The organism is Flavobacterium sp. LS1P28 (assembly GCF_003970335.1).
GTDB lineage: Bacteria > Bacteroidota > Bacteroidia > Flavobacteriales > Flavobacteriaceae > Flavobacterium.
In genome coordinates this window covers 73,332-96,314 of record NZ_RYDI01000009.1, presented here as the reverse complement: position 1 = coordinate 96,314, position 22,983 = coordinate 73,332, and the positions used below count along the sequence as shown (strand labels likewise).

The 22,983-nt window shown below is 34.4% G+C and carries 19 protein-coding genes; 8 read left to right on the top strand and 11 right to left on the bottom strand.

Features of this window, described 5'->3' with window-relative positions; all coding sequences use genetic code 11:
• Positions 1-35: 35 nt before the first annotated feature.
• The 5 genes from EKL97_RS08840 to EKL97_RS15695 all read right to left on the bottom strand — a co-directional run bounded on the left by EKL97_RS08840 (position 36) and on the right by EKL97_RS15695 (position 3,594).
• Positions 36-1,499, bottom strand: coding sequence for a magnesium chelatase (locus tag EKL97_RS08840; RefSeq protein ID WP_126568674.1), 1,464 nt, complete (start codon positions 1,497-1,499; stop codon positions 36-38).
• 84 nt (positions 1,500-1,583) lie between these two features.
• Positions 1,584-2,702, bottom strand: a complete 1,119-nt coding sequence (locus tag EKL97_RS08835; protein WP_126463317.1) for a vWA domain-containing protein — start codon at positions 2,700-2,702, stop codon at positions 1,584-1,586.
• A gap of 89 nt (positions 2,703-2,791) precedes the next feature.
• A complete protein-coding gene (locus EKL97_RS08830; protein ID WP_126463319.1) occupies positions 2,792-3,172 on the bottom strand; it encodes a YchJ family protein in 381 nt (126 codons plus the stop codon).
• 17 nt (positions 3,173-3,189) lie between these two features.
• Positions 3,190-3,432, bottom strand: a complete 243-nt coding sequence (locus EKL97_RS08825; RefSeq protein ID WP_126463444.1) for a hypothetical protein — start codon at positions 3,430-3,432, stop codon at positions 3,190-3,192.
• 12 nt (positions 3,433-3,444) lie between these two features.
• Positions 3,445-3,594 (bottom strand): hypothetical protein, encoded by a 150-nt coding sequence (locus EKL97_RS15695; RefSeq protein ID WP_199742828.1) that lies wholly within the window; start codon positions 3,592-3,594, stop codon positions 3,445-3,447.
• 378 nt (positions 3,595-3,972) lie between these two features.
• On the opposite strand from EKL97_RS15695, the gene EKL97_RS08820 reads away from it, so the two are divergent.
• Positions 3,973-6,807, top strand: coding sequence for a PAS domain S-box protein (locus tag EKL97_RS08820; RefSeq protein ID WP_126568673.1), 2,835 nt, complete (start codon positions 3,973-3,975; stop codon positions 6,805-6,807).
• Entirely contained in the window at positions 6,804-7,199 is a 396-nt protein-coding gene (locus EKL97_RS08815) for a response regulator (RefSeq protein WP_126568672.1), read from the top strand. Before EKL97_RS08820 ends, EKL97_RS08815 begins: the two co-directional genes overlap by 4 nt.
• A 191-nt stretch (positions 7,200-7,390) precedes the next feature.
• On the opposite strand, the gene EKL97_RS08810 is transcribed toward EKL97_RS08815, so the two are convergent.
• Complete coding sequence (locus EKL97_RS08810; protein WP_126568671.1) at positions 7,391-7,936, bottom strand: hypothetical protein; 546 nt, start codon at positions 7,934-7,936, stop codon at positions 7,391-7,393.
• A gap of 197 nt (positions 7,937-8,133) precedes the next feature.
• On the opposite strand from EKL97_RS08810, the gene EKL97_RS08805 reads away from it, so the two are divergent.
• The gene (locus tag EKL97_RS08805) at positions 8,134-9,663 is read left to right on the top strand and encodes a S10 family peptidase (RefSeq protein WP_126568670.1); all 1,530 of its coding nucleotides are present in this window, start codon (positions 8,134-8,136) and stop codon (positions 9,661-9,663) included.
• A gap of 129 nt (positions 9,664-9,792) precedes the next feature.
• The gene (locus tag EKL97_RS08800) at positions 9,793-10,983 is read left to right on the top strand and encodes an NAD(P)/FAD-dependent oxidoreductase (protein ID WP_126568669.1); all 1,191 of its coding nucleotides are present in this window, start codon (positions 9,793-9,795) and stop codon (positions 10,981-10,983) included.
• Positions 10,984-10,989: 6 nt separating this feature from the next.
• Here the strand turns inward: EKL97_RS08800 and EKL97_RS08795 are convergent, their stop codons facing one another.
• Complete coding sequence (locus EKL97_RS08795; RefSeq protein ID WP_126562034.1) at positions 10,990-11,373, bottom strand: DUF3037 domain-containing protein; 384 nt, start codon at positions 11,371-11,373, stop codon at positions 10,990-10,992.
• Positions 11,351-12,145 carry a HipA family kinase gene (locus EKL97_RS08790; protein WP_126563663.1) on the bottom strand — a complete coding sequence of 265 codons (795 nt, stop codon included), beginning with the start codon at positions 12,143-12,145 and terminating at the stop codon, positions 11,351-11,353. Before EKL97_RS08790 ends, EKL97_RS08795 begins: the two co-directional genes overlap by 23 nt.
• A gap of 482 nt (positions 12,146-12,627) precedes the next feature.
• Between EKL97_RS08790 and EKL97_RS08785 the strand changes: the two genes are divergently transcribed.
• Positions 12,628-13,977, top strand: coding sequence for a TlpA family protein disulfide reductase (locus tag EKL97_RS08785; protein WP_126563662.1), 1,350 nt, complete (start codon positions 12,628-12,630; stop codon positions 13,975-13,977).
• A 27-nt stretch (positions 13,978-14,004) separates the two neighbouring features.
• On the opposite strand, the gene EKL97_RS08780 is transcribed toward EKL97_RS08785, so the two are convergent.
• On the bottom strand, positions 14,005-14,853 hold the full coding sequence (locus EKL97_RS08780; RefSeq protein ID WP_126568668.1) for an NAD(P)H-hydrate dehydratase: 849 nt from the start codon (positions 14,851-14,853) through the stop codon (positions 14,005-14,007).
• 285 nt (positions 14,854-15,138) lie between these two features.
• Between EKL97_RS08780 and gcvT the strand changes: the two genes are divergently transcribed.
• From gcvT to EKL97_RS08765, 3 genes are all read left to right on the top strand, one after another.
• Positions 15,139-16,221 (top strand): glycine cleavage system aminomethyltransferase GcvT, encoded by a 1,083-nt coding sequence (gene gcvT / locus EKL97_RS08775; RefSeq protein ID WP_126516245.1) that lies wholly within the window; start codon positions 15,139-15,141, stop codon positions 16,219-16,221.
• A 58-nt stretch (positions 16,222-16,279) separates the two neighbouring features.
• Entirely contained in the window at positions 16,280-16,993 is a 714-nt protein-coding gene (locus EKL97_RS08770) for a YebC/PmpR family DNA-binding transcriptional regulator (RefSeq protein WP_126454832.1), read from the top strand.
• 537 nt (positions 16,994-17,530) lie between these two features.
• Entirely contained in the window at positions 17,531-19,603 is a 2,073-nt protein-coding gene (locus tag EKL97_RS08765; protein ID WP_126568667.1) for a hypothetical protein, read from the top strand.
• Between the two features lie 83 nt (positions 19,604-19,686).
• Here the strand turns inward: EKL97_RS08765 and EKL97_RS08760 are convergent, their stop codons facing one another.
• A complete protein-coding gene (locus EKL97_RS08760) occupies positions 19,687-20,727 on the bottom strand; it encodes a PLP-dependent cysteine synthase family protein (RefSeq protein ID WP_126568666.1) in 1,041 nt (346 codons plus the stop codon).
• A 69-nt stretch (positions 20,728-20,796) separates the two neighbouring features.
• The gene (locus tag EKL97_RS08755) at positions 20,797-22,932 is read right to left on the bottom strand and encodes a S9 family peptidase (RefSeq protein ID WP_199742827.1); all 2,136 of its coding nucleotides are present in this window, start codon (positions 22,930-22,932) and stop codon (positions 20,797-20,799) included.
• Positions 22,933-22,983 lie beyond the last annotated feature (51 nt).

Here is a 22,983-nt window from a genome sequence, read left to right as displayed (position 1 = left end):
CTTAAATGACTTATAGTGTAAAAAACGTATGTTATTTACAATTTACTAATAAAGCTTCCGTAAATATCCTTGAACTGATACCCTTTAGAAAAACGGTCTTTGCTTAGTTTTTTATATTCAACCAATCCCCAAAGAATAAATTCCTTCATGAAAAATTTATCTTCTTTTTCCAGTTGCGGTTGGTGTTTTTTGATTAAAATTTCAAGAGGAACAATACTTCCTAATATTCTTTCGTATTCTTCATCAGAACAATCGTCTGATAATTCGAAACCACTTTCGGCAAAAAACCATTCGATGATATCCGTGTAGGCATTTTTGACACCTTCTTTCTCTAATTTTTCGATTTTTGGAAAATATGCAGGGAAAAAAGTATGGATCGCATCGCCCAATAAATGTTGTGCTACGGCGGCAGCTCCCTCCTGCTCTCCTTCGTAAACCAATTCGACTTTTCCGGTAATAGCAGGAATAATTCCCATAAAATCAGACAATCGCAACGTTGTTTTATCTACTCCGGATTTCAAAGCCCTTCTTTCTGCAGTACTTAATAAGTTCTCAAAAGCGGTAATACTCAATCTGGCACTCACCCCACTTTTGTTATCAATATATTCGCTTTCTCTTGCTTCAAAACTGATTTGTTCTAATAAATCTCTCGCTAACGAAGGCACGTAAACCATATTATTTTGTGTGGCGTCCAGCTTTGCTTCCTGCTCTGTAATGGTTCTGGCAATTTTAATGGTTTCCGGGTAATGTGTCAGGATTTGAGAACCTATCCTGTCTTTTAATGGGGTTACAATACTCCCACGATTCGTGTAATCTTCTGGATTTGCTGTAAATACAAATTGCAGATCAAGGGGCATTCTCAATTTGAATCCACGAATCTGGATATCGCCTTCCTGCAAAATATTAAATAGTGCTACTTGGATTCTCGCCTGTAAATCCGGTAATTCGTTGATAACGAATATACAACGATTCGCTCTTGGAATCATCCCAAAATGGATCACACGATCATCCGCATAGGACAGTTTTAAATTTGCTGCTTTAATTGGATCGACATCTCCAATCAAATCTGCAACGGTTACATCCGGCGTAGCTAATTTTTCGAAAAAACGGTCGCTTCGGTGTAGCCAGGAAATGGGAGTTGCATCGCCTTTAGTTTCAATAATATCTTTGGCAAAACGAGAAATGGGCTGCAACGGATCGTCATTAATCTCGGAACCTGTCACAAACGGAATGTATTCGTCCAACAATTCGATCATTTTGCGCGCCAATCGGGTTTTGGCTTGACCACGAAGCCCTAATAAATTGATGTTGTGACGCGACAAAATAGCACGTTCTAGTTCCGGAATTACGGTATCTTCAAAACCGTGAACACCTTCAAAAGTTGGTTGTCCTGATTTAATTTTATTTCTTAAGTTCGTACGCAACTCATCTTTGATGTTTATACTTTTGTAACCTGATTTTTTTAATTCTCCGAGAGTTTTTATATTTTCTATTTTCATATTGCTTTTAAAATTGTTATTATTGTTAACTGTCAATTTGTTCTCGACTGTGCTCGAACTGACAACTGAGACTGTGACTAATTACTATTTTATTCTCTTTTTACGATTGGTTTCATAATCCTCAAAAATCATTTCACCCAGTCCTTTTAATCCGGTATAAAATGCTTTTCCTTGATTTGATTCGGTGAATTTATTGACGAATTTTTGCAAATACGGATCATTCGCAATCATAAATGTGGTGATTGGAATGTGTAGTTTTCGGGCTTGCTGCGCCTGATTGTAGCATTTATCCACAATATATTCGTCGAGTCCGTTACTGTTCATATAATAGGAACCGTCTTTTTCGCGGACACAACTTGGCTTCCCATCGGTAATCATGAAAATTTGCTTGTTGGTGTTTCGTTTCCTGCGCAGAATATCCATGGCTAGTTGTAAACCGGCAACTGTATTGGTGTGGTAAGGACCCACTTTTAAATACGGTAGATCCCGAATTGCAATGGTCCAAGCGTCGTTTCCAAAAACCAGAATATCTAAAGTATCTTTTGGATAACGTGTCGTAATCAATTCAGCAAGAGCCATTGCTACTTTCTTGGCGGGAGTAATTCTATCTTCACCGTACAAAATCATACTGTGGCTGATGTCGATCATCAAAACAGTACTCATCTGTGATTTATATTGCGTTTCTTCGACAACTAAATCATTTTCGGTCAACATAAAATCTGCTACTCCGTTATTGATTTGGGCATTGCGTAAACTTTCGGTCAAGGAAATTCGTTCGAGTCCGTCACCAAAATGAAATTCCCGAAATTCCCCGGTATGTTCGTCACCGTTTCCGGAATGTTTAGTCTTGTGATTGCCACTTCCGGAGCGTTTCAGATTACCAAAAATATTGTCCAAGGCTTGTTGCCGGATTGCGCGCTCCGTCTTGGCAGTAATACCAATTCCAGCAGTTCCATCCTCTTTAAGTTCATCGCGGATGTATCCTTTTTTCTTTAAATCTTCAATAAAATCATCAATACTGTAGTGTTCATCAGTGAGTTTATATTCTTTGTCCAATTCCCGTAACCAGTCGATTGCTTCATCAAAATCTCCTGAAGTATGTGTAATTAATTCTTTGAAAATACCAAAGAGCTTATCAAACGGAGACTGAAAGGGGGCTTCGTATTGCTTGAAATAAAAACCTTTTTTAGTGTCATTTTTCATAGCCAATAAAATTACACCAATAAAAAATGTATGCTATACAAACATTTATTAATTTTTAGTTAAAAACGATAAAATCCAAAAAAAGCTACCTAAAAAAATTGTCCGTCCACATAAAACCAACATCCATTTTCAAGTTTGAAAGTAGAAAATTCATGATGAATTTGTTTATGAAGTTTGGTGTCTAAAAAATGAGCTTTGAATTCTACCGTGTTCTCTGTGGATTCTATAATTTCCAATTGCTGCCATTTATTTGAGGTGGCCCAATTTAGAATTTCAGATTTTGAATGCTGCTTTCTCACCGTAATATGGGTCGTGGCTAACAAATAATCTACTTGATGCGTTGCATAAGCTGAATATCTGGAACGCATTAAAGACTCCGCAGTAGTCGCTTTTTTTACTCCATTAATAATGGGTTCACAACAATCCTGGAAATTTTTATCAAAACCGCAATAACATTTATTTTTGATCATTCTTTGATAAAATTCGTCTAAATGGATTCGGTTGCCTGTCCATTTAACCCTACTATTTTTTGATGCAACTGGTTCAACAAGACTTGATAGCGGCTTATCTCCATTAGGTCTTCATCCTCTTCGGCAAAATCCAGGAGTTCATCTAATTGCTCGCTAACTTCTGCTAATTTAGTATTGGCTTCCCGGGCATTTTTTTTAGCAATAAAATCTATTATTTGCTGAACGCCACTTTTTACTTCGCTAAATTTATTTTTTTCCATGATGTAGTTACATTATTTTTCTGAAGCCTTATCTTCATTAAATTTTTTAGTGATTTGCTTTAGTTTTTCCTTGCGCAGCATTTCAGCTTGTTTTAATTTATCCTGCGCTTTGTGCAACTTATCGTTGTGTTTTTTAATATTTTTTTCGTTATTTCTACTCATGCTCTTGCGCTCTAAATTATCAAATGTTGAATCAATTTTTCGATTCAAAAACTACTGCAAAGTTCGGTTTAATTATTGAAATTAAAATTGTTTTTAGTTTGATAGTGCTTCTTTTAATTGTCAACAGGCTACTTTACGCTTTAAATTTTCAAATGGGCTTTGAAATATCTTCTCCGTAGTGTACTTTTTTTTTGCGAAAATCATTTTTTTTGACATCAAAGATTATGAGGCAAATACTGTAAATACACTAAAAAATATATAAAACACAAAAATTGATACTGCAACTAAATCCAAAAAAAAAATATACTTTAATCTTTATTTTTATATATTTATTTTTTTAATGATATTGCCCCAAAAACCTACTAAAAATACTACATAATGTCTAAAAAAAAACATAATAAATTCATCCGATGGTTTATAGACAAGCCCAGGACAATGGGCTTCATGACATTTCTCATTTTAAGTTGTCTCACTGGTTTCATCGTTTGGCAGCAATACCAACTAATAAAAGAAGATGAACAACGCGAAATGAATACTATTCTTCATTTTGTTCGTCAAAACATTCATCAATCGCTTAAAAACTGTTACACTTCAACGTTAACATTAGCACTGACCATCAATGACAAAGGTGTTCCTGAAAATTTTGATTCCGTAAGTAAAAAACTGATTGAAACAAATACCGACATCAGTGCAATTCTGCTGATTCCTAATGGAATAATTAAGTACATCTATCCTTTAAAAGGCAATGAAGCATCCTTAGAATTAAATGTTTTAACAGCACCACATCAAAAAAAGGAATCTTTAAAATCTATAAAAACCCGAAAAATGTATTTTGACGGGCCTTTGAAATTAAAACAAGGCGGAATGGGAATTATAGGACGGTTTCCAGTATTTGAAAACAATAAATTTTGGGGATTTTCAGCCATTATCATTACATTAGAAACTTTTTTAGAAACTTCAGGGATAACAGATATTGATGATTCTAAATATTACTTCCAGTTTTCAAAATTTGATAATGAAAAAGAAATTTTCTATTTGCCCATTAGAACTGAATTTTCAAAAAATTATACTATTTCAACTTCTATTCCGGATGGCAACTGGAAATTATATCTGATATCAAAACACGAGAATTACCTCTATCCTCAAATTTTAATTCCTGGAATTATTGGTGTATTTTTTGCTGCGCTTTTTGGTGTTTTACTATTTATAGTACTGAAAATACCAAAAGAATTGCAGTCTCTTGTAAATACTCAGGCCATAAAATTATTGAATTCTGAAATAAAATTTGAAGCCATATTTGATCAGGCACCTGTAGGAATAGCGCACATAAATTCCTTAACCGGTAATTTTATTGAAATCAATAACCAATATTGCCAATTATTAGGATATTCTGAAAAGGAAATGAAACACTTAAATTTCCAATCAGTAACGCACCCCGATGATTTAGAACAAGATTTAATAAAACTTGAAAAACTCCGGAATGGTGAAATTACTGAGTATTCAGTGGAAAAACGGTATTTTACAAAAACTGGTACTATTCTTTGGGTCAATCTTACGGTATCAGCACTCTATAAAAAAAATAAAAAAGCATCCACTAATATCGCTATTATAGAGGATATTTCAATAAAAAAAGAAGCGGAGCAATTAATCAAAAAAAGTGAAGACCGGTTCAAAAGCCTTTTTCTGGACTCTCCATTACCTCTTAGAGAAGAGGATTTTTTAGATGTTAAAAAATATCTGGAGGAATTAAATTTGTTTGGGGAAAACAAAGAAAAGGTAACAGAATATTTCAACAATAATCCCGCAGTTGTTGACAAATGTCATTCTTTAATTAAAATTATCAATGTTAACAAAGCTAACTTGTTGCTTTATAAGGTTTCCTCATTAGAGGAATTAATAAGTATTAAAGGAGAATTGTTTAATATGAAGTCCAGAGAAGATTTCATAAAAAATTTGGTCTCAATCACTCAATATAACAAACAATTTATTATTGAAACCGTAATAAAAGATTCAGAAGGCAAATTACGGGACATTAACTTAAGATGGAATGTTATTCGTGGTTATGAAAAAACATTTGAACGAATCATTGTTTCCACACAAGACATTACTGATCGTAAATACTCTGAAAAAATAATTATAGATTCCCAACAAAGAATTAAATCGCTGATCAATACCATTGACGGAATTGTTTGGGAATGCGGTGTTACTGATCTTACTTTTAAATTCATTAGTCAGAAAGTTGAAAACATATTAGGTTATACCCCTGAAGAATGGCTTAAAAGCCCTACTTTTTGGAGTGACCATCTCTATTTAGAAGATAGTGAATGGGTTCAGAATTATTGTACTATACAAATAAATGACAAGGCAGACCTTGATTTTGAGTATCGGATGGTTGCCAAAAATGGGGATGTAGTTTGGCTGCGTGACATCGCAAATGTTGTCATTGAAAATGGTAAAGTAGCAAGATTACAAGGCATTATGATTGATATTACTAAAACAAAAGAAGCTGAAAAAGAGTTAAAATCATCCTTTACTCTTGTTACGGAACAAAATAAAAGATTGCTGAATTTTTCTTATATCGTTTCTCATAACTTAAGATCACATACTAGCAATATTACTTCAATTATAGGATTAATCACCTCCTCAGAATCCGAAGAAGAAAGAGCAGAAATGATGGAACTTTTAAAAACAGTCTCTAGTTCGCTGAACGAAACCATGTTACACCTGAATGAAGTCGTAAATATAAGCACAAATATTGGTTTAGTATCCGAACCTTTGAACCTAAAACAGTACATTCAGATAACACAAAATGTACTTTCGGAACAAATTATGGCCCATGAAGTCACTATTATTTCAGCCATTTCAGATCAAATAATGATAAATTATAATCCGGCTTATCTGGAAAGTATACTTTATAATATTATTTCAAATTCTATTCGTTACAGACATCCCTCGCGAAAACCCATCATAAAAATTACTTTGGTTATAGAAAACGAGATGAAAGTCCTTCAAATTTCGGATAACGGCATTGGGATTGATCTGGTTAAAAATGCCGATAAAATTTTTGGAATGTACAAGACCTTTACCCCTAATTCTGATTCAAAAGGAATTGGATTGTTTATTACTAAAAATAAAATTGATGCTATGGGAGGAAATATCACCGTGGAAAGTGAACCCGATATTGGAACAACATTTAAAATCTATATTCAATGACAAAAAAAGCAATCTGGATAGTCGATGATGATGCCATTTACCAAATTATCGTAAATAAAATAATTCAAAGGTCCGAAATATTTTCGAGGGTTTCATCATTCAAAAATGGAAAAGAAGCAATTGACCATCTTCATATTGCTGTAGAAAATAATGCTGCACTTCCGGATATCATTTTATTGGATATTAATATGCCAATAATGGACGGCTGGGAATTTATGGAAGAAATGGGACTTATAAAACCTTTATTTGATAAACAAATCATTGTGTATATCGTGAGTTCCTCCATTGCAGTTGAAGATAAAAACAAATCTAAATCATATAAAAATATTCTGGGATACCTGTCTAAACCTATCACTACTAATGATTTATTATTGATTTCTTTATGTGATTAAAAACACGAAGCAGTCTATTAAGTAAGTCGAAAGTTTAAAAGTCGTAAAGTCAAAAGAATTAACTTTAAGTAAAACGACTTTAAATCAGATTGTTACATAATTTTATCCTGATTTTAAAACACGACATTATACCATGGTTATTACTTAAAAGGCGAAAAATCAATATTTTTCAGATGATTCCGTGGCTGGCATCAAATAAATTCTTTTTTTATTTCCTCTAACGTTTTAGTGGTAAAAATTAATTGATTGATAATTTTCTCTCTCAAAAGATCAATATCGTCGCAATCAAAATAGTTCGCCCACGAAGTCAGATTGAATAAATTTCGGATCTGCTTGATGCGTTTAGTGGTTTCAAAACTGGTTCTCAAGATCGCTTTTTTATCATACTTTGGATTATTTCTGTGTTGGTAATTGACTCTTTTCTTTAGATAATTTGCTTCTAAATAATAGAGTTCTTCTATAGCATTATCTGGATAAAAACGATCCCAAGAAGCATAACCCAATTTAATTTTAGAAATTGTTTCTGGTTCTAAAGGTTCTAATCGCCATTTGCTATTAGCTAATCGTCCCCAATGATTGGACAACCGATACATTCCCGTTTTAGTATAATAATATTTACTGCCCGATTTGCTGTCATACTGAATTTTCAATCCATTTATAGCATCAATAGAAATTTCATCAAATACACAGAAAGTATTTTTGAAAGAATTAGGGTTGGGACGAAAAATTTTATCCATGATGCAAAGGTAATCAGAAAATCAGGGCAAACACAACAGTTATTTGATTCCTATTCCAGGTGCTTGAATGACAGGTCAAACGCATTAAAATCATAATTCTGCATTCTTTTATAGATGCTCCAATAAAAAACAATACATTAGTGAAATTAAATTTTATCAAAAAATTGTTATTAAAAACACCTCAAACCGATCTCTTTATGAAAAAAACAGTACTATCGTTGCTCTTAGTTGGATTTTTTACGACAATGCATGCCCAACCATCAAAAACACCAGCAGCTACTCCTGCTCCAAAAGAAGAATATTCAGCTGCAAATCTTATTTTCAATCCGGATTCGCAGGTCATAACAGAACACAGCACAACTATCAAAGGTCAAAAAGTGCCTTACAAAGCCACCACTGGGACGATGCCGGTTTGGGATGAGGATGGAAAAGCAATTGCCGGATTATTTTACACGTATTATGAGCGTTCTGATGTAAAAGATCGTGCTGCCCGCCCTTTAGTCATCTCCTTTAATGGCGGTCCAGGTTCCGCTTCGGTTTGGATGCAGATTGCCTATACGGGTCCCACTTTAATTAATATTGATGATGAAGGCTATCCGTTACAGCCTTATGGAATCAAGGAAAATCCATATTCGATATTGGATGTTGCCGATATTGTTTTTGTAAATCCTGTTAATACCGCCTATTCAAGAGCGACAAGTAAAGAAATACCAACCACTAAATTCTTTGGTGTAAATGCCGACATTAAATACCTTGCTGATTGGATTAATGGATTTGTATCCCGAACCAATCGTTGGGCTTCACCCAAATATCTCATTGGTGAAAGTTATGGTACTACGCGTGTTTCCGGATTGGCACTAGAATTACAAAACAGTGAATGGATGTATTTGAACGGCGTTATTTTAGTATCTCCAACTGAATTGGGAATCACTCGTGGAGTCGCTTCTGAAGCAGCACTGAAACTGCCTTATTTTGCTGCTACGGCTTGGTTCCATAAAAAATTACCTGCTGATTTACAGAACAAAGATTTAACGGATATGCTGCCTGAAGTAGAAGAATTTACCATAAATGAACTGCTTCCCGCAATGAGCAAAGGAGGCGCATTGGACGATCAAAAAAGAAAAGAAATGGCGTCCAAAATTGCGCGCTATTCCGGACTTTCGGAAAAAGTGGTTTTACAAAATAATTTAGATGTTCCCTATGATTATTTCTGGAAAGAATTGTTGCGCGATCAAGGATTTACCGTAGGAAGATTAGATTCTCGTTACAAAGGAATTGACCGTAAAACCGCTGGTGACAGTCCTGATTTTAATGCCGAACTTACTTCTTGGCTCCACTCCTTTACTCCTGCCATCAATATGTACTTGCGCAATAATTTGAATTACAAAACCGATTTCAAATACAATATGTTTGGTTCTGTGCGGCCTTGGGATGATTCCAATGATAAAACTGGAGAAAACCTGAGACAAGCCATGGCTCAAAATCCGTATTTGCATGTAATGGTTCAGTCCGGCTATTATGACGGGGCTTGTGATTATTTCAACTCGAAATACAACATGTGGCAAATGGATCCAAGCGGAAGACTAAATGACAGAATGTCCTGGAAAGGTTACAGAAGCGGGCACATGATGTATTTGAGAAAAGTAGATTTAGAAACTGCCAACGAGGATATCAGACAATTTATAAAACAGTCCTTGCCGAAAGCCGGAGAGTCGGCAAAATATTAGTGGATAAAAAATTTCTAAAAAGGCTGTTCAAAATAATTTTGAACAGCCTTTTTTATTTTTTACATATACATTGGCTAATATAAAATACGTAACGGCATTTATGGGAAAAACAAAACCTATTTTTGTGACGTGAAAAAATCAGTTTCAATTATTGGAGGAGGACCCGCAGCACTTATACTGGCTGCATTATTGGATTGTGAGAAATTCAAGGTTACAGTCTACGAAAAAAACAAAACACTGGGAAGGAAATTTTTGGTGGCCGGAAAAGGGGGATTTAACCTCACCCATTCGGAACCCATTGCTGAATTGATTGCACGCTATACACCACCTCATTTTTTGGAAAAAGCATTGCTTGATTTTGATAATGAAGACTTTAGACAGTGGATAGATACCATCGGTATCCCAACCTATATTGGCAGTAGCAAACGAGTATATCCTGAAAGTGGCATCAAACCCATAACAGTACTCAACGCAATTCTGGATGTTTTGACTAAGCAAGGTGTCGCTATTCAATACCAACACACCTGGACGGGCTGGAGGAACAAAGAAGACATCGTTTTCAATATAGATACAGCAATAAAATCCGACTATACCATTTTTGCCCTGGGCGGTGGTAGCTGGAAGATCACCGGTTCTGATGGTACCTGGCTAGATTTATTTGAAAGAGAAAATATTCCTATCGTTGCTTTTCAATCTTCGAATTGTGCGTATCGGGTGAACTGGCCGGAAGATTTCATCTTGGAACATGAAGGCAGTCCGCTTAAAAATATTGCGATTAGCTGTTTGAATAAAAGACAAAAAGGCGAAGCGGTTATCACACGTTTCGGTTTAGAAGGAAATGCTATTTATGCACTTAGTCCACACATTCGGGAAGAATTGGAAAGCCAACAAAAAGCTACAATTTTCCTAGATCTCAAACCAACCTTATGTTATGAAGATTTGCTTGACAAAATTAGAAAATCAACTTTTAAAAAGACGAGCGAAACATTACAGAAAGAAGTAAAATTGAGTCCCGCTCAAATTGGACTTTTGAAAAAATACCTTTCGAAAGAAATCTACTTGAATCCAGAATTATTGGCTCAAAATATTAAAAAATTAAGCCTCGAAATTACCGGTGCTGCGTTATTGAACGATGCGATATCAACGACAGGCGGTATCCAACTGAATGCTGTGGACGAAAATTTTCAACTAAAAGATAAAAAAAGTAATTATTGCATTGGTGAAATGCTCGACTGGGATGCACCTACCGGAGGCTATCTCTTGCAAGCTTGTTTTAGTATGGGAATGCACCTCGCGCGCCACTTAAACAGTCTTTCTTAGATTTTATTACAACACCATTTCTTCAAACAAGCGTTGTGTTGTTTGTTCTAAATCATCACACAATCCTGGATGTGGTCTTGAGGTTTGAATGGCGGAACTGCGAAGTGCTGTCAACCAACGGAAACGCGATGGAATATCAAATTGTCCTATTGGTCCTCCTGATTTTTCGCCATGCGCTACTTTGGCAAATGCCAGTATATTTAAATGCAATTGTTCTATATCCAAATCATCCGAAAAAACTTGGAGTTTGGATTCATTTACTGCATACAAAACCTTGATGAATTTTGCTTTTTTACAAAACAGAATAATACCCACATTGAGGAATTCTTCGCGTTCTACCCTAGGCACAACCCGGATTACGGCATACTCATATAAGTGCTTTTCTTGCATTTTGTGCTTCGTTTATAAAAATTTCGGAATGGTTCAAACGTGTTATTAAAAACTGAAAATAGACTTCCCGAATTGCATCCGGAGTTTCATCGGTATCTTCCCAATGGAGCCATACTTCCGGAATCAGATTCACGATATTTTGCAATACATCGTCTGTCATTATTTTTTTGAATGCTACATCCGTTTCTATTAATAAAGAAGCCTGAGGCAACAAAACATGGTCTTTAATCAGTGCAAAAGGACTTTGTGCTTGCTTTTCCCAATTGGTCCACGAATGATGAAAATAAAGACTTGCGCCGTGATCAATAAGCCATAATTCTTTATGCCAGATCAACATATTGGTGTTTCTAAAGGTTCGGTCCACATTGGTGATAAAAGCATCTAACCAAACAATTTGGGAAGCTAGTTTTGGCTCTACTAAAGTGACAACAGGATCAAAATTTATGGCTCCCGATAAATAATGCAATGCCAAGTTAAGTCCTTGACTGCCTTGAAGCAAGTCCTGAATTTCTTCATCGCCTTCGGAACGTCCAAAAGCTTCGTCGAGATTTGCAAAAACGAGTTCCGGCATTTTCAAGTTTAATACACGAGCAATTTCTCCACCGATTAATTCGGCAATTAAGGCTTTTACGCCATGTCCGGCACCTTTGAATTTCAGTACATATTTAAAATCGTCATCGGCTTCAGCGAGCGCGGGCAAAGAGCCACCTTCCCGCAAAGGAGCGATGTATCGTGTAACATTTACGGTTCTAAGATGTGGTATTTTTTCCATAATCAAATTGGATAAAGCAATTTTGCTTGGATACAAACTTACAAATAAGTGAGAAGAATTTCGTGTCTATTTTGCAAAATGATTGCTAACAATCTGTCAATCTGACGAAAAATTAACCTTATCAAGAATATTTTTTATTGCTAAATTGTATCAATAATAAGTTGAATAAATTAGCTATTCATAAAAAAATTACCGGAAACTACAATGATATTCCTCCCTCGTCGGAATGACAAAAGGAAAAGAAATAAAATGAAATGGTAAAAGACAAAATACTACTCCAAGTTTTCTATACTCAAAAAAGCTTTCCCAATATTCGCAATCACATCTGAAGCGATAAAAGATTGATAGCCGTTTATGTTAATACACTATTCGTGTCTAAATTTAAAAAAGCAAACAATCCCTTTTTATTTAATTATCAAAGAATTAAGTACTAATTTTTAAGAAATAGTTTATATTTGAGTTATTATTAAAAATAAATCTCAATGAAAAAAGTTATTTATCTATTGCTAATTTTAGTTTTAGCCTCATTTACAACTTCAAAAGAGCTAATACCAATTTCCGGGAAAATAACCAATACCGCGAACGGGACTATCAGTATAAAAGGAGAATTATTTGAGAAAAAAATCAAATTAAAAGCTGATGATAGTTTTTCAGAAAACATAAATATTCCATATGATGGAATATATACCCTTGAAACTGGTAAAAACAGTATACCAATTTATTTATCAAAAGAGACTAATCTAATGCTACTCGCTGATGATAACATTTTTAACACAAGTTTAAAATATAAAGGCAAAGGTAGTATCGAGAATCAATATATAATTGAAAAATTAAAGATAACCTCTCAAATTTCAGATGAAGAATTGTATAAATTGGATGAAATGGAGTTTCTGAATAAAGTGAATGAAATCAAAACTACTATTTCGGCCTTGTACAATACTATTAAATTTTCTAACGCCTATTTCAAAGAAAAAGAAGTTGCTAACATTAATTATTTAGAGCAAAAACACATACTATTTTATAAGAATTACCATCAACTTCATGCCCATTTAAAAGGGTTTCAAGTTTCAGATGTATTCCCGAAATTTGATAAAAAAATAGATTTAGATAATGATGCAGATTTTTTATTTTCCCATGAATACCAAAAATTAGCTACGTTAAAATTCTTTAATAATATAAAATTTAACGGAACTAATATTGATTTCATCATAGCTAAAATCATTAATATTAAAGTTCTTAAAAGTCAAAACCTTAAGAATTTCATAATTCATAATTCCATTTATGACATAAATATTGATAATGCCAATTATGAAAAAATATACCAAGAATATCTTTTCATTACAAATAATCCAAAATTAAAAGAGAGTCTTAGTGCTATTTATAATACCATAATAGCGACACAGCCTCACAAAGCATCACCACAATTTCATTACGAAAACCAAAAAGGAGGAAAAACATCTTTAGAAAGTCTAAAAGGAAAATATGTTTACATTGATGTTTGGGCAACGTGGTGTGGGCCTTGTCTTAAAGAAGTACCATCCTTGAAAAAAGTGGAAGAAGAGTATCAAGGTAAAAATATTCAGTTTGTTAGCATTTCTGTTGACAATATTAAAGACCGACAAAAATGGAGCAATCTTGTAAATCAAAAAAAATTAGGAGGAATTCAATTATTAGCAGATCTGGACTTCAGTTCTGAATTTATTAAAGCTTACGAAATAAAGGAAATTCCCAGATTTATTCTTATTGGCCCAGATGGCAATATTGTAAATTCAAATGCTCCAAAACCATCAGAAACCAAACTGATTGATTTGTTTAACGAATTGAAAATATAATTTTTTTTGAAACCTTTTTAAGAAATTTTATTCTGTAATACTCAAAAAAGCTTTCCCAATATTCGCAATTACATCTGAAGCGATAAAAGATTGATAGCCCGTTTCTGGCAAGGCAATATCCGCGGTTAATCCGTGAAGATACACGCCAAGAATTGCGGCACTAATGGGTTCATAGGCTTGTGCCAAGAGACTTGTAATCATTCCCGTCAAAACATCACCCGTTCCAGCGGTTGCAAGCGCAGCATTTCCGGTGGTATTTTCGTAGAAAGTTTTACCATCAATGATTCGGGTGGGTGCACCTTTCATAACGATTATAATTTCGTGTTGTTTGGAGAAAGAGATTGCTTTACTCATTTTTTCTTCTTCGAAATGCCATTTTCCAATTAATCGTTCCAGTTCTTTGGGATGTGGCGTTAAGATTGTTTTGGGCGGTACTAAAGAAAACCATTCTTTGTTTTGGGATAAAATATTCAGTGCATCGGCATCGATCACTAAAGGCGTTTTATTTGTTTTTAAAAACTGATGCAGCGCATTTTGGGTTTCTACGGCCTGACCCAATCCAGGACCAATTCCGATGGCTTGTGGTGTAATGTCGAAAGTAATATTGGAAATTGATTTCTCCTGATTGTCAGTTAAAACCATGACTTCTGGGATTGAGATTTGTAAAATATCGTACCCACATTTCGGAATGAAAACGGTAACTAATCCGCAGCCGGTTTTCAAAGCTGCTTTAGAGGATAAGCTCACTGCTCCTATTTTGCCGTAACTTCCGCCAATGATTAAAGCGTGTCCTTGAATACCTTTGTGGGTATGTTTGTCTGGTTGTTTGAGGCGTTTTAGAATTTCTTTTTGGTCAATATAAATAGGATTCGTCATGGAAATTTATTTGTTTAAAATTACGAATTTAATAGGAAACAAATTCGTTATTTGAACCGAAATTCCCTAGCCCTGATTATAACGGAAATCCTTATTATACGCCTTTTTGGCGAATAATAAGATTGCAGTGAAAAGCAGGAAATAGCTCCTAAAAATACTTATTACAAATCCTACAGTACAGATTGTTCCGAAAACGTTTGAAACTTTAAACTTTGCTTCGCTCTGCCTTTGTCACCCGAAATAAAATCAATAAATTAGCAAAATTAAATTTTATAGAAAAACACAATGAAAAATACTGCGCTTACGCACATACACGAGAGTTTGGGAGCAAAAATGCTACCGTTTGCCGGATACAATATGCCCATTTTATATGAAGGAGTGAATGCGGAACATGAAACGGTGCGCAATGCCGTGGGTGTTTTTGACGTTTCTCACATGGGTGAATTCCTGCTTACGGGTCCAAATGCATTGGCTTTGATTCAGAAAGTGACTACAAATGACGCTTCGACTTTGACTATCGGAAAAGCGCAATATTCTTGTTTGCCAAATAATGATGGTGGAATTGTAGATGATTTGCTTGTTTATAAAATGAAAGATGAGCAGTATTTATTAGTAGTAAATGCGTCGAATATTGAGAAAGATTGGGATTGGATTTCGGCTCAAAATGATTTGGGTGTGGAGATGAAAAACCTTTCGGATGATTATTCATTATTGGCAATTCAAGGGCCAAAAGCGGTTGAAGCAATGCAATCGTTGACTTCAAAAGATTTATCTGCGATTCCGTATTACCATTTTGAAGTGGGTGAATTTGCGGGTATCAAAGATGTAATCATTTCGGCTACAGGATATACTGGTTCTGGAGGTTTTGAAATTTATTGCAAAAATTCAGAAGTAGAACAAATTTGGACTAAAGTTTTTGAAGCAGGTGCGGCATTTGGAATCAAGCCAATTGGTCTTGCAGCTCGTGACACGTTGCGATTGGAAATGGGTTTCTGTTTGTACGGAAATGACATTAATGACACGACTTCGCCACTGGAAGCTGGTTTGGGATGGATTACAAAGTTCACAAAAGAATTCACGAATTCAGAAAATCTGAAAAAACAAAAAGAAGCGGGTGTTTCTAAAAAACTGGTTGCTTTTGAAATGCAGGAACGTGCGGTGCCAAGACACGATTACGAAATTGTAGATGCAACAGGAAATGTAATCGGAATTGTAACTTCGGGAACGATGTCACCTTCAATGAATAAAGGAATAGGAATGGGGTATGTAACTTCAGAAAACAGTGCTTTGGAAAGCGATATCTTTATCCGAATCCGTAAAAATGACGTCCCTGCCAAAGTGGTAAAATTACCTTTTTACAAGAAATAAAATCATTGGATAAAGTTTAGAATAACTGTGTTTTTGCAGTTCAAAATAAGAAATAGAAATGGGAAGAGCGTTTGAGTTTAGAAAAGGAAGAAAAATGAAACGTTGGTCAGCAATGGCCAAAGCATTTACCAGAATAGGAAAAGATATTGTAATGGCCGTAAAAGAAGGCGGACCAAATCCTGATGCCAATTCCAGATTACGAGCCGTGATCCAGAACTCTAAGGCAGTGAATATGCCAAAAGAAAATGTGGAACGCGCCATTAAAAAAGCAACCGATAAAGACACGGCCAATTATAAAGAAGTTTTATTTGAAGGATATGCACCCCATGGTATTGCCATTCTGGTTGAAACTGCTACTGATAATAATAACAGAACGGTGGCTAATGTTAGGAGTTATTTTAACAAATGCAATGGCACATTGGGAACACAAGGTTCAGTTGAATTTATGTTTGATCACACCTGTAATTTTAGAATCCCGGCAAACGGAATTGATCCTGAAGAACTAGAGTTAGAGTTAATCGATTTTGGTGCTGAAGAAGTTTTTGAAGACGAAGATGGTATTTTAATATATGCGCCCTTTGGAAGTTTTGGAACCATTCAAAAAGAATTAGAAAACAGAGGACTGGAAATTCTTTCTTCCGGATTTGAAAGAATCCCCCAAATTACTAAAAAACTATCGGAAGCTGAAATGGCCGATGTAGAAAAATTAATTGAAAAAATGGAAGAAGACGATGATGTCATGAACGTGTATCATACTATGGAAGAAGCATAAACTTAATTTCTACAATAACTAAAACTCTAGCTTCGGCTGGAGTTTTTTTGCCTGAAAATGTATGACTTTAAAATTAAGCCTCGGTCATTTATTGTTTTAAATATTCTCTGGAGTGTCCCATATCCTTTTTTATCAGGTGCTCAAGTAATAAATCAAAAATAAAAAAATACAATATTTAATTAAAAAATACAAGTTCCATTATTTAGTGAATATAAGTTTAATTCACGGTCTACAATTAACACGAAGAGATTTAGCAAACGAGTATTTTTAATATATTTTTTCCTGATATCAAGTTTCTTATATTTGCCTACTTTTTGATAAATGCGACGCCCAAAAAACAAGCGAAACAGCCAGCAAGTGAGAACATAATTATTTAAAAATAGAGCACCATCATTGAATATTAAGAATAAAAGGGAAAATTATTTTTTGTGACAATTTTCAGCAGAATGTAGTCCCTGATTGAATGCGTGTAGTGAATTAACTAAATATTCCTAATACAGAATATCGTTCTAAGGAACGTTTTAAATTATAACATATATGACAAACAACATTCTAATTGAAAATCAATATAAAAGAACCAGTTTATTTGAAAAAGAAAATGTAAACTATTTAGTGCGTATTTTAAAAAGGTTTAATACTGTACCAAAGATAAATAACATCAATATAATCACCTCAACTAGTGAGCCTACTATTTTCAAAATTATACCCAATAAATCGATTATAATTGGCTCGTCCTTTTTGAACAAACCTATTTTAGCTCTAGTTTATTTAAGATATGGTATTGAATGGCAGTTATGGTACAAAGCGTTGAATAACGAAAAAAAAGAGGCTGTTTTATGCGATATCGCTGCACTTGAAGTGATTCGAATATTTTATAATTTACTACCTAAAGATGATAAAGAAAAATTAGAAGATCTTGATTATGTTTTAATTAATTTAATCAAAAATGATACCTACTTAAATCCAGAATCTTCATTAATAAACGAAGAGCTACAATCTTTCCATGGTTTAAAAAATTTAAATACTGAACTCAAAGAATCTTGGAAACCTATTATTGAAAATCTAGCAAAACCCACCGAATACTTATTAATGTCTGGAGGAGATCTTAGATTGAATATCGACGAAATTCATTTGCTAAACAAATACGGATGTCGCCCATTCCCAAGACCTGATGCATTTACTTTTGCCTCATCTACGGCGTCCAGCGTTTCAAATTTTGCTTTTGATAAAACCGATAAAGTGAGAAGTATATTAATTAGAAACAGCTTGAAAAACAGTTTTAAAAATACTACTACCGAGTTTTCTGAATTACTAAAAAATAACCTTAGAAAAATATTTAAATTAAATGAGGAATGTGAAATAATTTTTTCTCCATCAGGTACCGATTCGTCGCTGCAAATAGCAGCTATAACACAAATTATTTCCGACAAAGAAATTACACACATTTTGGTGGCCTCTGATGAAACTGGTAGTGGCGTTGCTGCCGCCTTAAAAGGATGCCACTTTGAAAACACTACTGCACTAAATTATCCAATTAAAAAAGACACTAAAATTGAAGGCTTTAGAGAGGTTGATTTAATTAAAATCCCTTTTCGAGATGAAAATGGCGCATCAAAATCTTCTGCTCAATTAGATAAGGAAGTATTTGATGCCGTTATCAAGACCAAAAATCAAGGCAGGCACATCGTGTTACATACTATGGACCAATCAAAATTAGGGTATCAATCTCCCAGTGACGAATTTATAAAAAAACTAAATACACTTGAAAATTTATCAATTCAGATTATTGTAGATGGCTCACAGCTTAGATTAGATCCAAAAGACATACAAAATTATTTAAACAAAGGGTATATTGTTACTATAACAGGAAGTAAATTTTTCACGGGCCCTCCATACTGCGGTGCATTAATTTTACCTAAAAGTGTCAACAAATTAATACATTCTGTAAAAAACACATTACCCAAAGGTTTAACCCAATATTACAATCATTCTGATTGGCCGGCTTCTTGGTTTTGTTCCAATGAATTATCCGATGGGTATAACTATGGTTCCTATATGCGCTGGAATGCGGCCGTAGTTGAAATGGACAGATACTACAAAACACCTGTTTTATATCGAAATATGGGTATTGAGATGTTTTGCAATTTTGTTGATGATTCCATAAAAGAAGCCACTTTTTTACAGCCTATTTATGGTGATGAAACAAAAACGAAGAGTTACAGCAGTAAAGAATTTGGAATACGAAATATCCGTACCATTTTTCCTTTCTTTATTTTTAAAGATAATGAAGTTTTATCTGTTGATAACGTAAAAAAATTATATACGTTATTAAATACTGATTTATCGGATCAGTTTGAAGGTTCTTCATTAGAAATCATTCGGCTTGCTGCCCAAAAATGCCATATTGGTCAAGCAGTTAATGTAAAATATACTACTGAAATTGAAAGTGCTATTTTAAGAATTAGTTTAGGAGCAAGAGTTATTTCTGAAAGTTGGGTCAACAGAGATATTAGTCTCTTTTTTAGAAACATAGAATTACAAATGAGCCAGATCACGATCACTATTAAAAAAATCGAATTAATACTTAGTACTCCTGAATTATTGGATTAACCAAAAAAGTATTCTTCCTTATATGATCAATAAAAAAGTCCCATTTGCAAAAGCTAATGGGACTTTTTATTTATAATTTCAACTTATTTTATCATTTCTATTTTTTGAACTTCTTCTTGGTTTATACTGTCAAAGAAACCTTGTTCATGCATCCAATCATCACTAAATACTTTACTCATATAACGAGAACCGTGATCTGGAAATATGGCAATAACAACACTGTTAACATCAAACTCTCCTTCATCAGCATATTGCTTGATGGCTTGCAAAACAGCTCCTGAAGTATATCCTACAAATAAACCTTCTTTCCTTGTGATTTCTCGAGCCGCATGAGCACTTTCTTCGTCAGTTACTTTCATGAATTTATCAATAATATCAAAATCCGTTGCTGATGGAATTAAGTTCTTCCCTAAACCTTCTATTCGGTACGGATAAATTTCATCATTATCGAATTCTCCAGTTTCATGGTACTTTTTTAATACGGATCCAAAAGCATCGACTCCAAGAATTCTAATGTTTGGATTTTGTTCTTTTAAGTATTTTGCAGTACCGGAAATAGTTCCTCCTGTTCCACTACAAGCAATTAAGTGTGTGATTGCTCCATTTGTTTGCTTCCAAATTTCCGGACCGGTAGACTTATAATGCGCATCAACATTCAACTGATTGAAATATTGGTTGATATACACCGAGCCTTTCGTTTCTTCATGCAAACGTTTGGCAACATTGTAATACGAACGTTTATCATCAGCAGAAACATGCGCCGGACAAACATACACTTTAGCTCCTAAGCTGCGAAGCATGTCTATTTTGTCTTTAGATGATTTAGAACTAACAGCCAGAATACAGCTATATCCTTTGATGATACTCACCATTGCTAAACTAAAACCCGTATTGCCGGATGTTGTTTCAATTATAGTATCACCAGGAGATAAAACACCTCTCTTTTCAGCTTCTTCAATTATGTGCAATGCTATTCTGTCTTTGGAGGAATGTCCCGGATTAAAAGCTTCTACTTTTGCATAAAAAGCACCTTCTAACTCTTCAGTGACTTTATTTAACTTAACAAGAGGAGTATTACCTATAAGTTCTAAGACATTATTGTAAGCGTTTACTTTTTTTTTCATAAAAAAATAGTTAGTTGCAGCAATTTCTAATTACACCTCGAAAGTTACAAATTTAACAAAAAAAGCTGTTTAGTTTTTAATTTTTTCTAAATCTAATAAAAAACTATATTCCTTTGCTAATTCCTTTAAGGCTTCAAACCGACCTGAAGCACCGCCGTGACCCGCATCCATATTCGTATTAAGATATAAAACGGTATCATTTGTTTTTTGAGTACGGAGCTTTGCAACCCACTTGGCAGGCTCCCAATATTGTACTTGTGAATCATGAAGTCCGGTAGAAACGAACATATTAGGATAGTTTTGAGCTTTTACGTTGTCATAAGGAGAGTAGGATGCCATATAATCATAATATTTTTTCTCGTTTGGATTGCCCCATTCATCATATTCTCCGGTTGTCAGCGGAATCGTGTCATCAAGCATCGTGGTGATAACATCTACAAAAGGAACCTGCGCAATTACTCCGTTGTACAATTCCGGCGCCATATTGACTACTGCTCCCATTAATAATCCACCTGCTGAACCGCCCTCGGCATATAAATGTTTTGGTGAAGTATATTTTTCCTGAATCAAAAACTTAGAACAATCAATAAAATCAGTGAAGGTGTTTTTCTTTTTCAATAATTTTCCGTCCTCATACCATTGTCTTCCTAAATCTTCACCACCGCGAATGTGTGCTATGGCAAATACAAATCCTCGATCCAAAATTGACAAACGCGTAGATGAAAAATAAGCATCCATGGTAACGCCGTATGAACCGTAGGCATAAAGCAATACCGGATTATTCCCGGATTTTTTCAACCCCTTTTTGTACACCATAGAAATGGGTACTTTGGTACCATCTGTTGCTGTGGCCCAAACACGCTCTTCGATATAATTATTTTTATCAAATTTACCCCCAAGAACCTGTTGCTCTTTCTTGATTTCTTTCTCTTTGGTTTTCATATTAAAGTCAATAACTGAAGATGGCGTTGCCAATGATTGGTAACTGTAACGCAAAATATCAGTATCAAAATCCACATTTGTCGTCGTATATGCGCTATACGTTTCGCTTCCAAAAGGCAAATAATATTCTCCTTCTCCACTCCAAGGCATAATACGAATGTGGTTCAAACCATTGGAACGTTCTTCTACAACTAAATAGTTTCTAAAAATTTCGATATCTTCCAGTAAAACGTCTTTTCGATGCGCAATGACATCTTTCCAATTTTCTTTTGCAGTAGCGTTTTCAGGGGTTTTCATCAACTTGAAGTTAGTTGCTTTGTCCTTATTGGTCATGATATAAAAAGAATCTCCAAAATGAGAAATACTGTATTCTAAGCCGCGAACCCTTGGTTGAAAAACCACAAACTCTCCATCTGGAGTATCTGAATTTAAAATTCTGTACTCGGTTGTTAAGGTACTTCCGGAGCCTATTACAATATATTTTTTTGATTTTTCTTTGCCTACAGAAACATTGAACGTATCGTCTTTTTCATTAAAAACTAATATATCAGTAGCTGAATCTGTGGCTAATTTATGTTTAAAAACTTTATCAGACCGCAAGGTAACTTTATCTTGTCTGGTGTAAAATATCGTTTTATTATCATTGGCCCAAACAGAACTTCCAGTAGCATTTTCAATCTTATCCGAAAGAATTTCTTCCGTCTCTAAGTTTTTGATTTGTATCGTATAAATACGTCTTCCAACGGTATCAATACCAAAACTCGCAAATTTATTGTCCGGACTCACGCTCAAACCACCCAATTGAAAGTAAGAATGGTCTTTAGCTAAGTCATTACAGTTGAATAAAATTTCCTCAGTAGCGGTAAGACTTCCTTTTTTTCTGGAATAAATGGGATAATCCTTTCCGGTTTCAAAACGCGTGATATAATAGTAACCATTGTATAAGTAAGGAACCGATTGATCGTCTTCCTTGATGCGGGCTTTCATTTCTTCGTATAATTCTTTCTGAAACCCTTTTGTATCCACAGTCATGGCTTCATAATACGTATTTTCTTGATTCAAATAATCAATCACTTCCAGGTTCTCTCTCTCGTTTAACCAGAAATAATTATCTACCCGTTTTTGGTTGTGTTTTTCTAAAATTTTTGGAATTATTTTAGCTACGGGAGAAGGAATATTTTTTGACATTTGTTGCGCTTTTATATTAGTAATTGATGGTGCAAAAATAACACAAAGACAACTTAAGACGAGTTTATTTTTCATGAATATTTTATTGATTATAACTATGCAATATAGTAATTTTGTAAATCAAAT

What these genes read in the sequence shown, in the direction of transcription:
- EKL97_RS08840 (WP_126568674.1), bottom strand. Translation starts at nt 1,499, where the DNA reads ATGAAAATAGAAAATATAAAAACTCTCGGAGAATTAAAAAAATCAGGT.
- EKL97_RS08835 (WP_126463317.1), bottom strand. Translation starts at nt 2,702, where the DNA reads ATGAAAAATGACACTAAAAAAGGTTTTTATTTCAAGCAATACGAAGCC.
- EKL97_RS08830 (WP_126463319.1), bottom strand. Translation starts at nt 3,172, where the DNA reads ATGATCAAAAATAAATGTTATTGCGGTTTTGATAAAAATTTCCAGGAT.
- EKL97_RS08825 (WP_126463444.1), bottom strand. Translation starts at nt 3,432, where the DNA reads ATGGAAAAAAATAAATTTAGCGAAGTAAAAAGTGGCGTTCAGCAAATA.
- EKL97_RS15695 (WP_199742828.1), bottom strand. Translation starts at nt 3,594, where the DNA reads ATGAGTAGAAATAACGAAAAAAATATTAAAAAACACAACGATAAGTTG.
- EKL97_RS08820 (WP_126568673.1), top strand. Translation starts at nt 3,973, where the DNA reads ATGTCTAAAAAAAAACATAATAAATTCATCCGATGGTTTATAGACAAG.
- EKL97_RS08815 (WP_126568672.1), top strand. Translation starts at nt 6,804, where the DNA reads ATGACAAAAAAAGCAATCTGGATAGTCGATGATGATGCCATTTACCAA.
- EKL97_RS08810 (WP_126568671.1), bottom strand. Translation starts at nt 7,936, where the DNA reads ATGGATAAAATTTTTCGTCCCAACCCTAATTCTTTCAAAAATACTTTC.
- EKL97_RS08805 (WP_126568670.1), top strand. Translation starts at nt 8,134, where the DNA reads ATGAAAAAAACAGTACTATCGTTGCTCTTAGTTGGATTTTTTACGACA.
- EKL97_RS08795 (WP_126562034.1), bottom strand. Translation starts at nt 11,373, where the DNA reads ATGCAAGAAAAGCACTTATATGAGTATGCCGTAATCCGGGTTGTGCCT.
- EKL97_RS08790 (WP_126563663.1), bottom strand. Translation starts at nt 12,145, where the DNA reads ATGGAAAAAATACCACATCTTAGAACCGTAAATGTTACACGATACATC.
- EKL97_RS08785 (WP_126563662.1), top strand. Translation starts at nt 12,628, where the DNA reads ATGAAAAAAGTTATTTATCTATTGCTAATTTTAGTTTTAGCCTCATTT.
- EKL97_RS08780 (WP_126568668.1), bottom strand. Translation starts at nt 14,853, where the DNA reads ATGACGAATCCTATTTATATTGACCAAAAAGAAATTCTAAAACGCCTC.
- gcvT (WP_126516245.1), top strand. Translation starts at nt 15,139, where the DNA reads ATGAAAAATACTGCGCTTACGCACATACACGAGAGTTTGGGAGCAAAA.
- EKL97_RS08770 (WP_126454832.1), top strand. Translation starts at nt 16,280, where the DNA reads ATGGGAAGAGCGTTTGAGTTTAGAAAAGGAAGAAAAATGAAACGTTGG.
- EKL97_RS08765 (WP_126568667.1), top strand. Translation starts at nt 17,531, where the DNA reads ATGACAAACAACATTCTAATTGAAAATCAATATAAAAGAACCAGTTTA.
- EKL97_RS08760 (WP_126568666.1), bottom strand. Translation starts at nt 20,727, where the DNA reads ATGAAAAAAAAAGTAAACGCTTACAATAATGTCTTAGAACTTATAGGT.
- EKL97_RS08755 (WP_199742827.1), bottom strand. Translation starts at nt 22,932, where the DNA reads ATGAAAAATAAACTCGTCTTAAGTTGTCTTTGTGTTATTTTTGCACCA.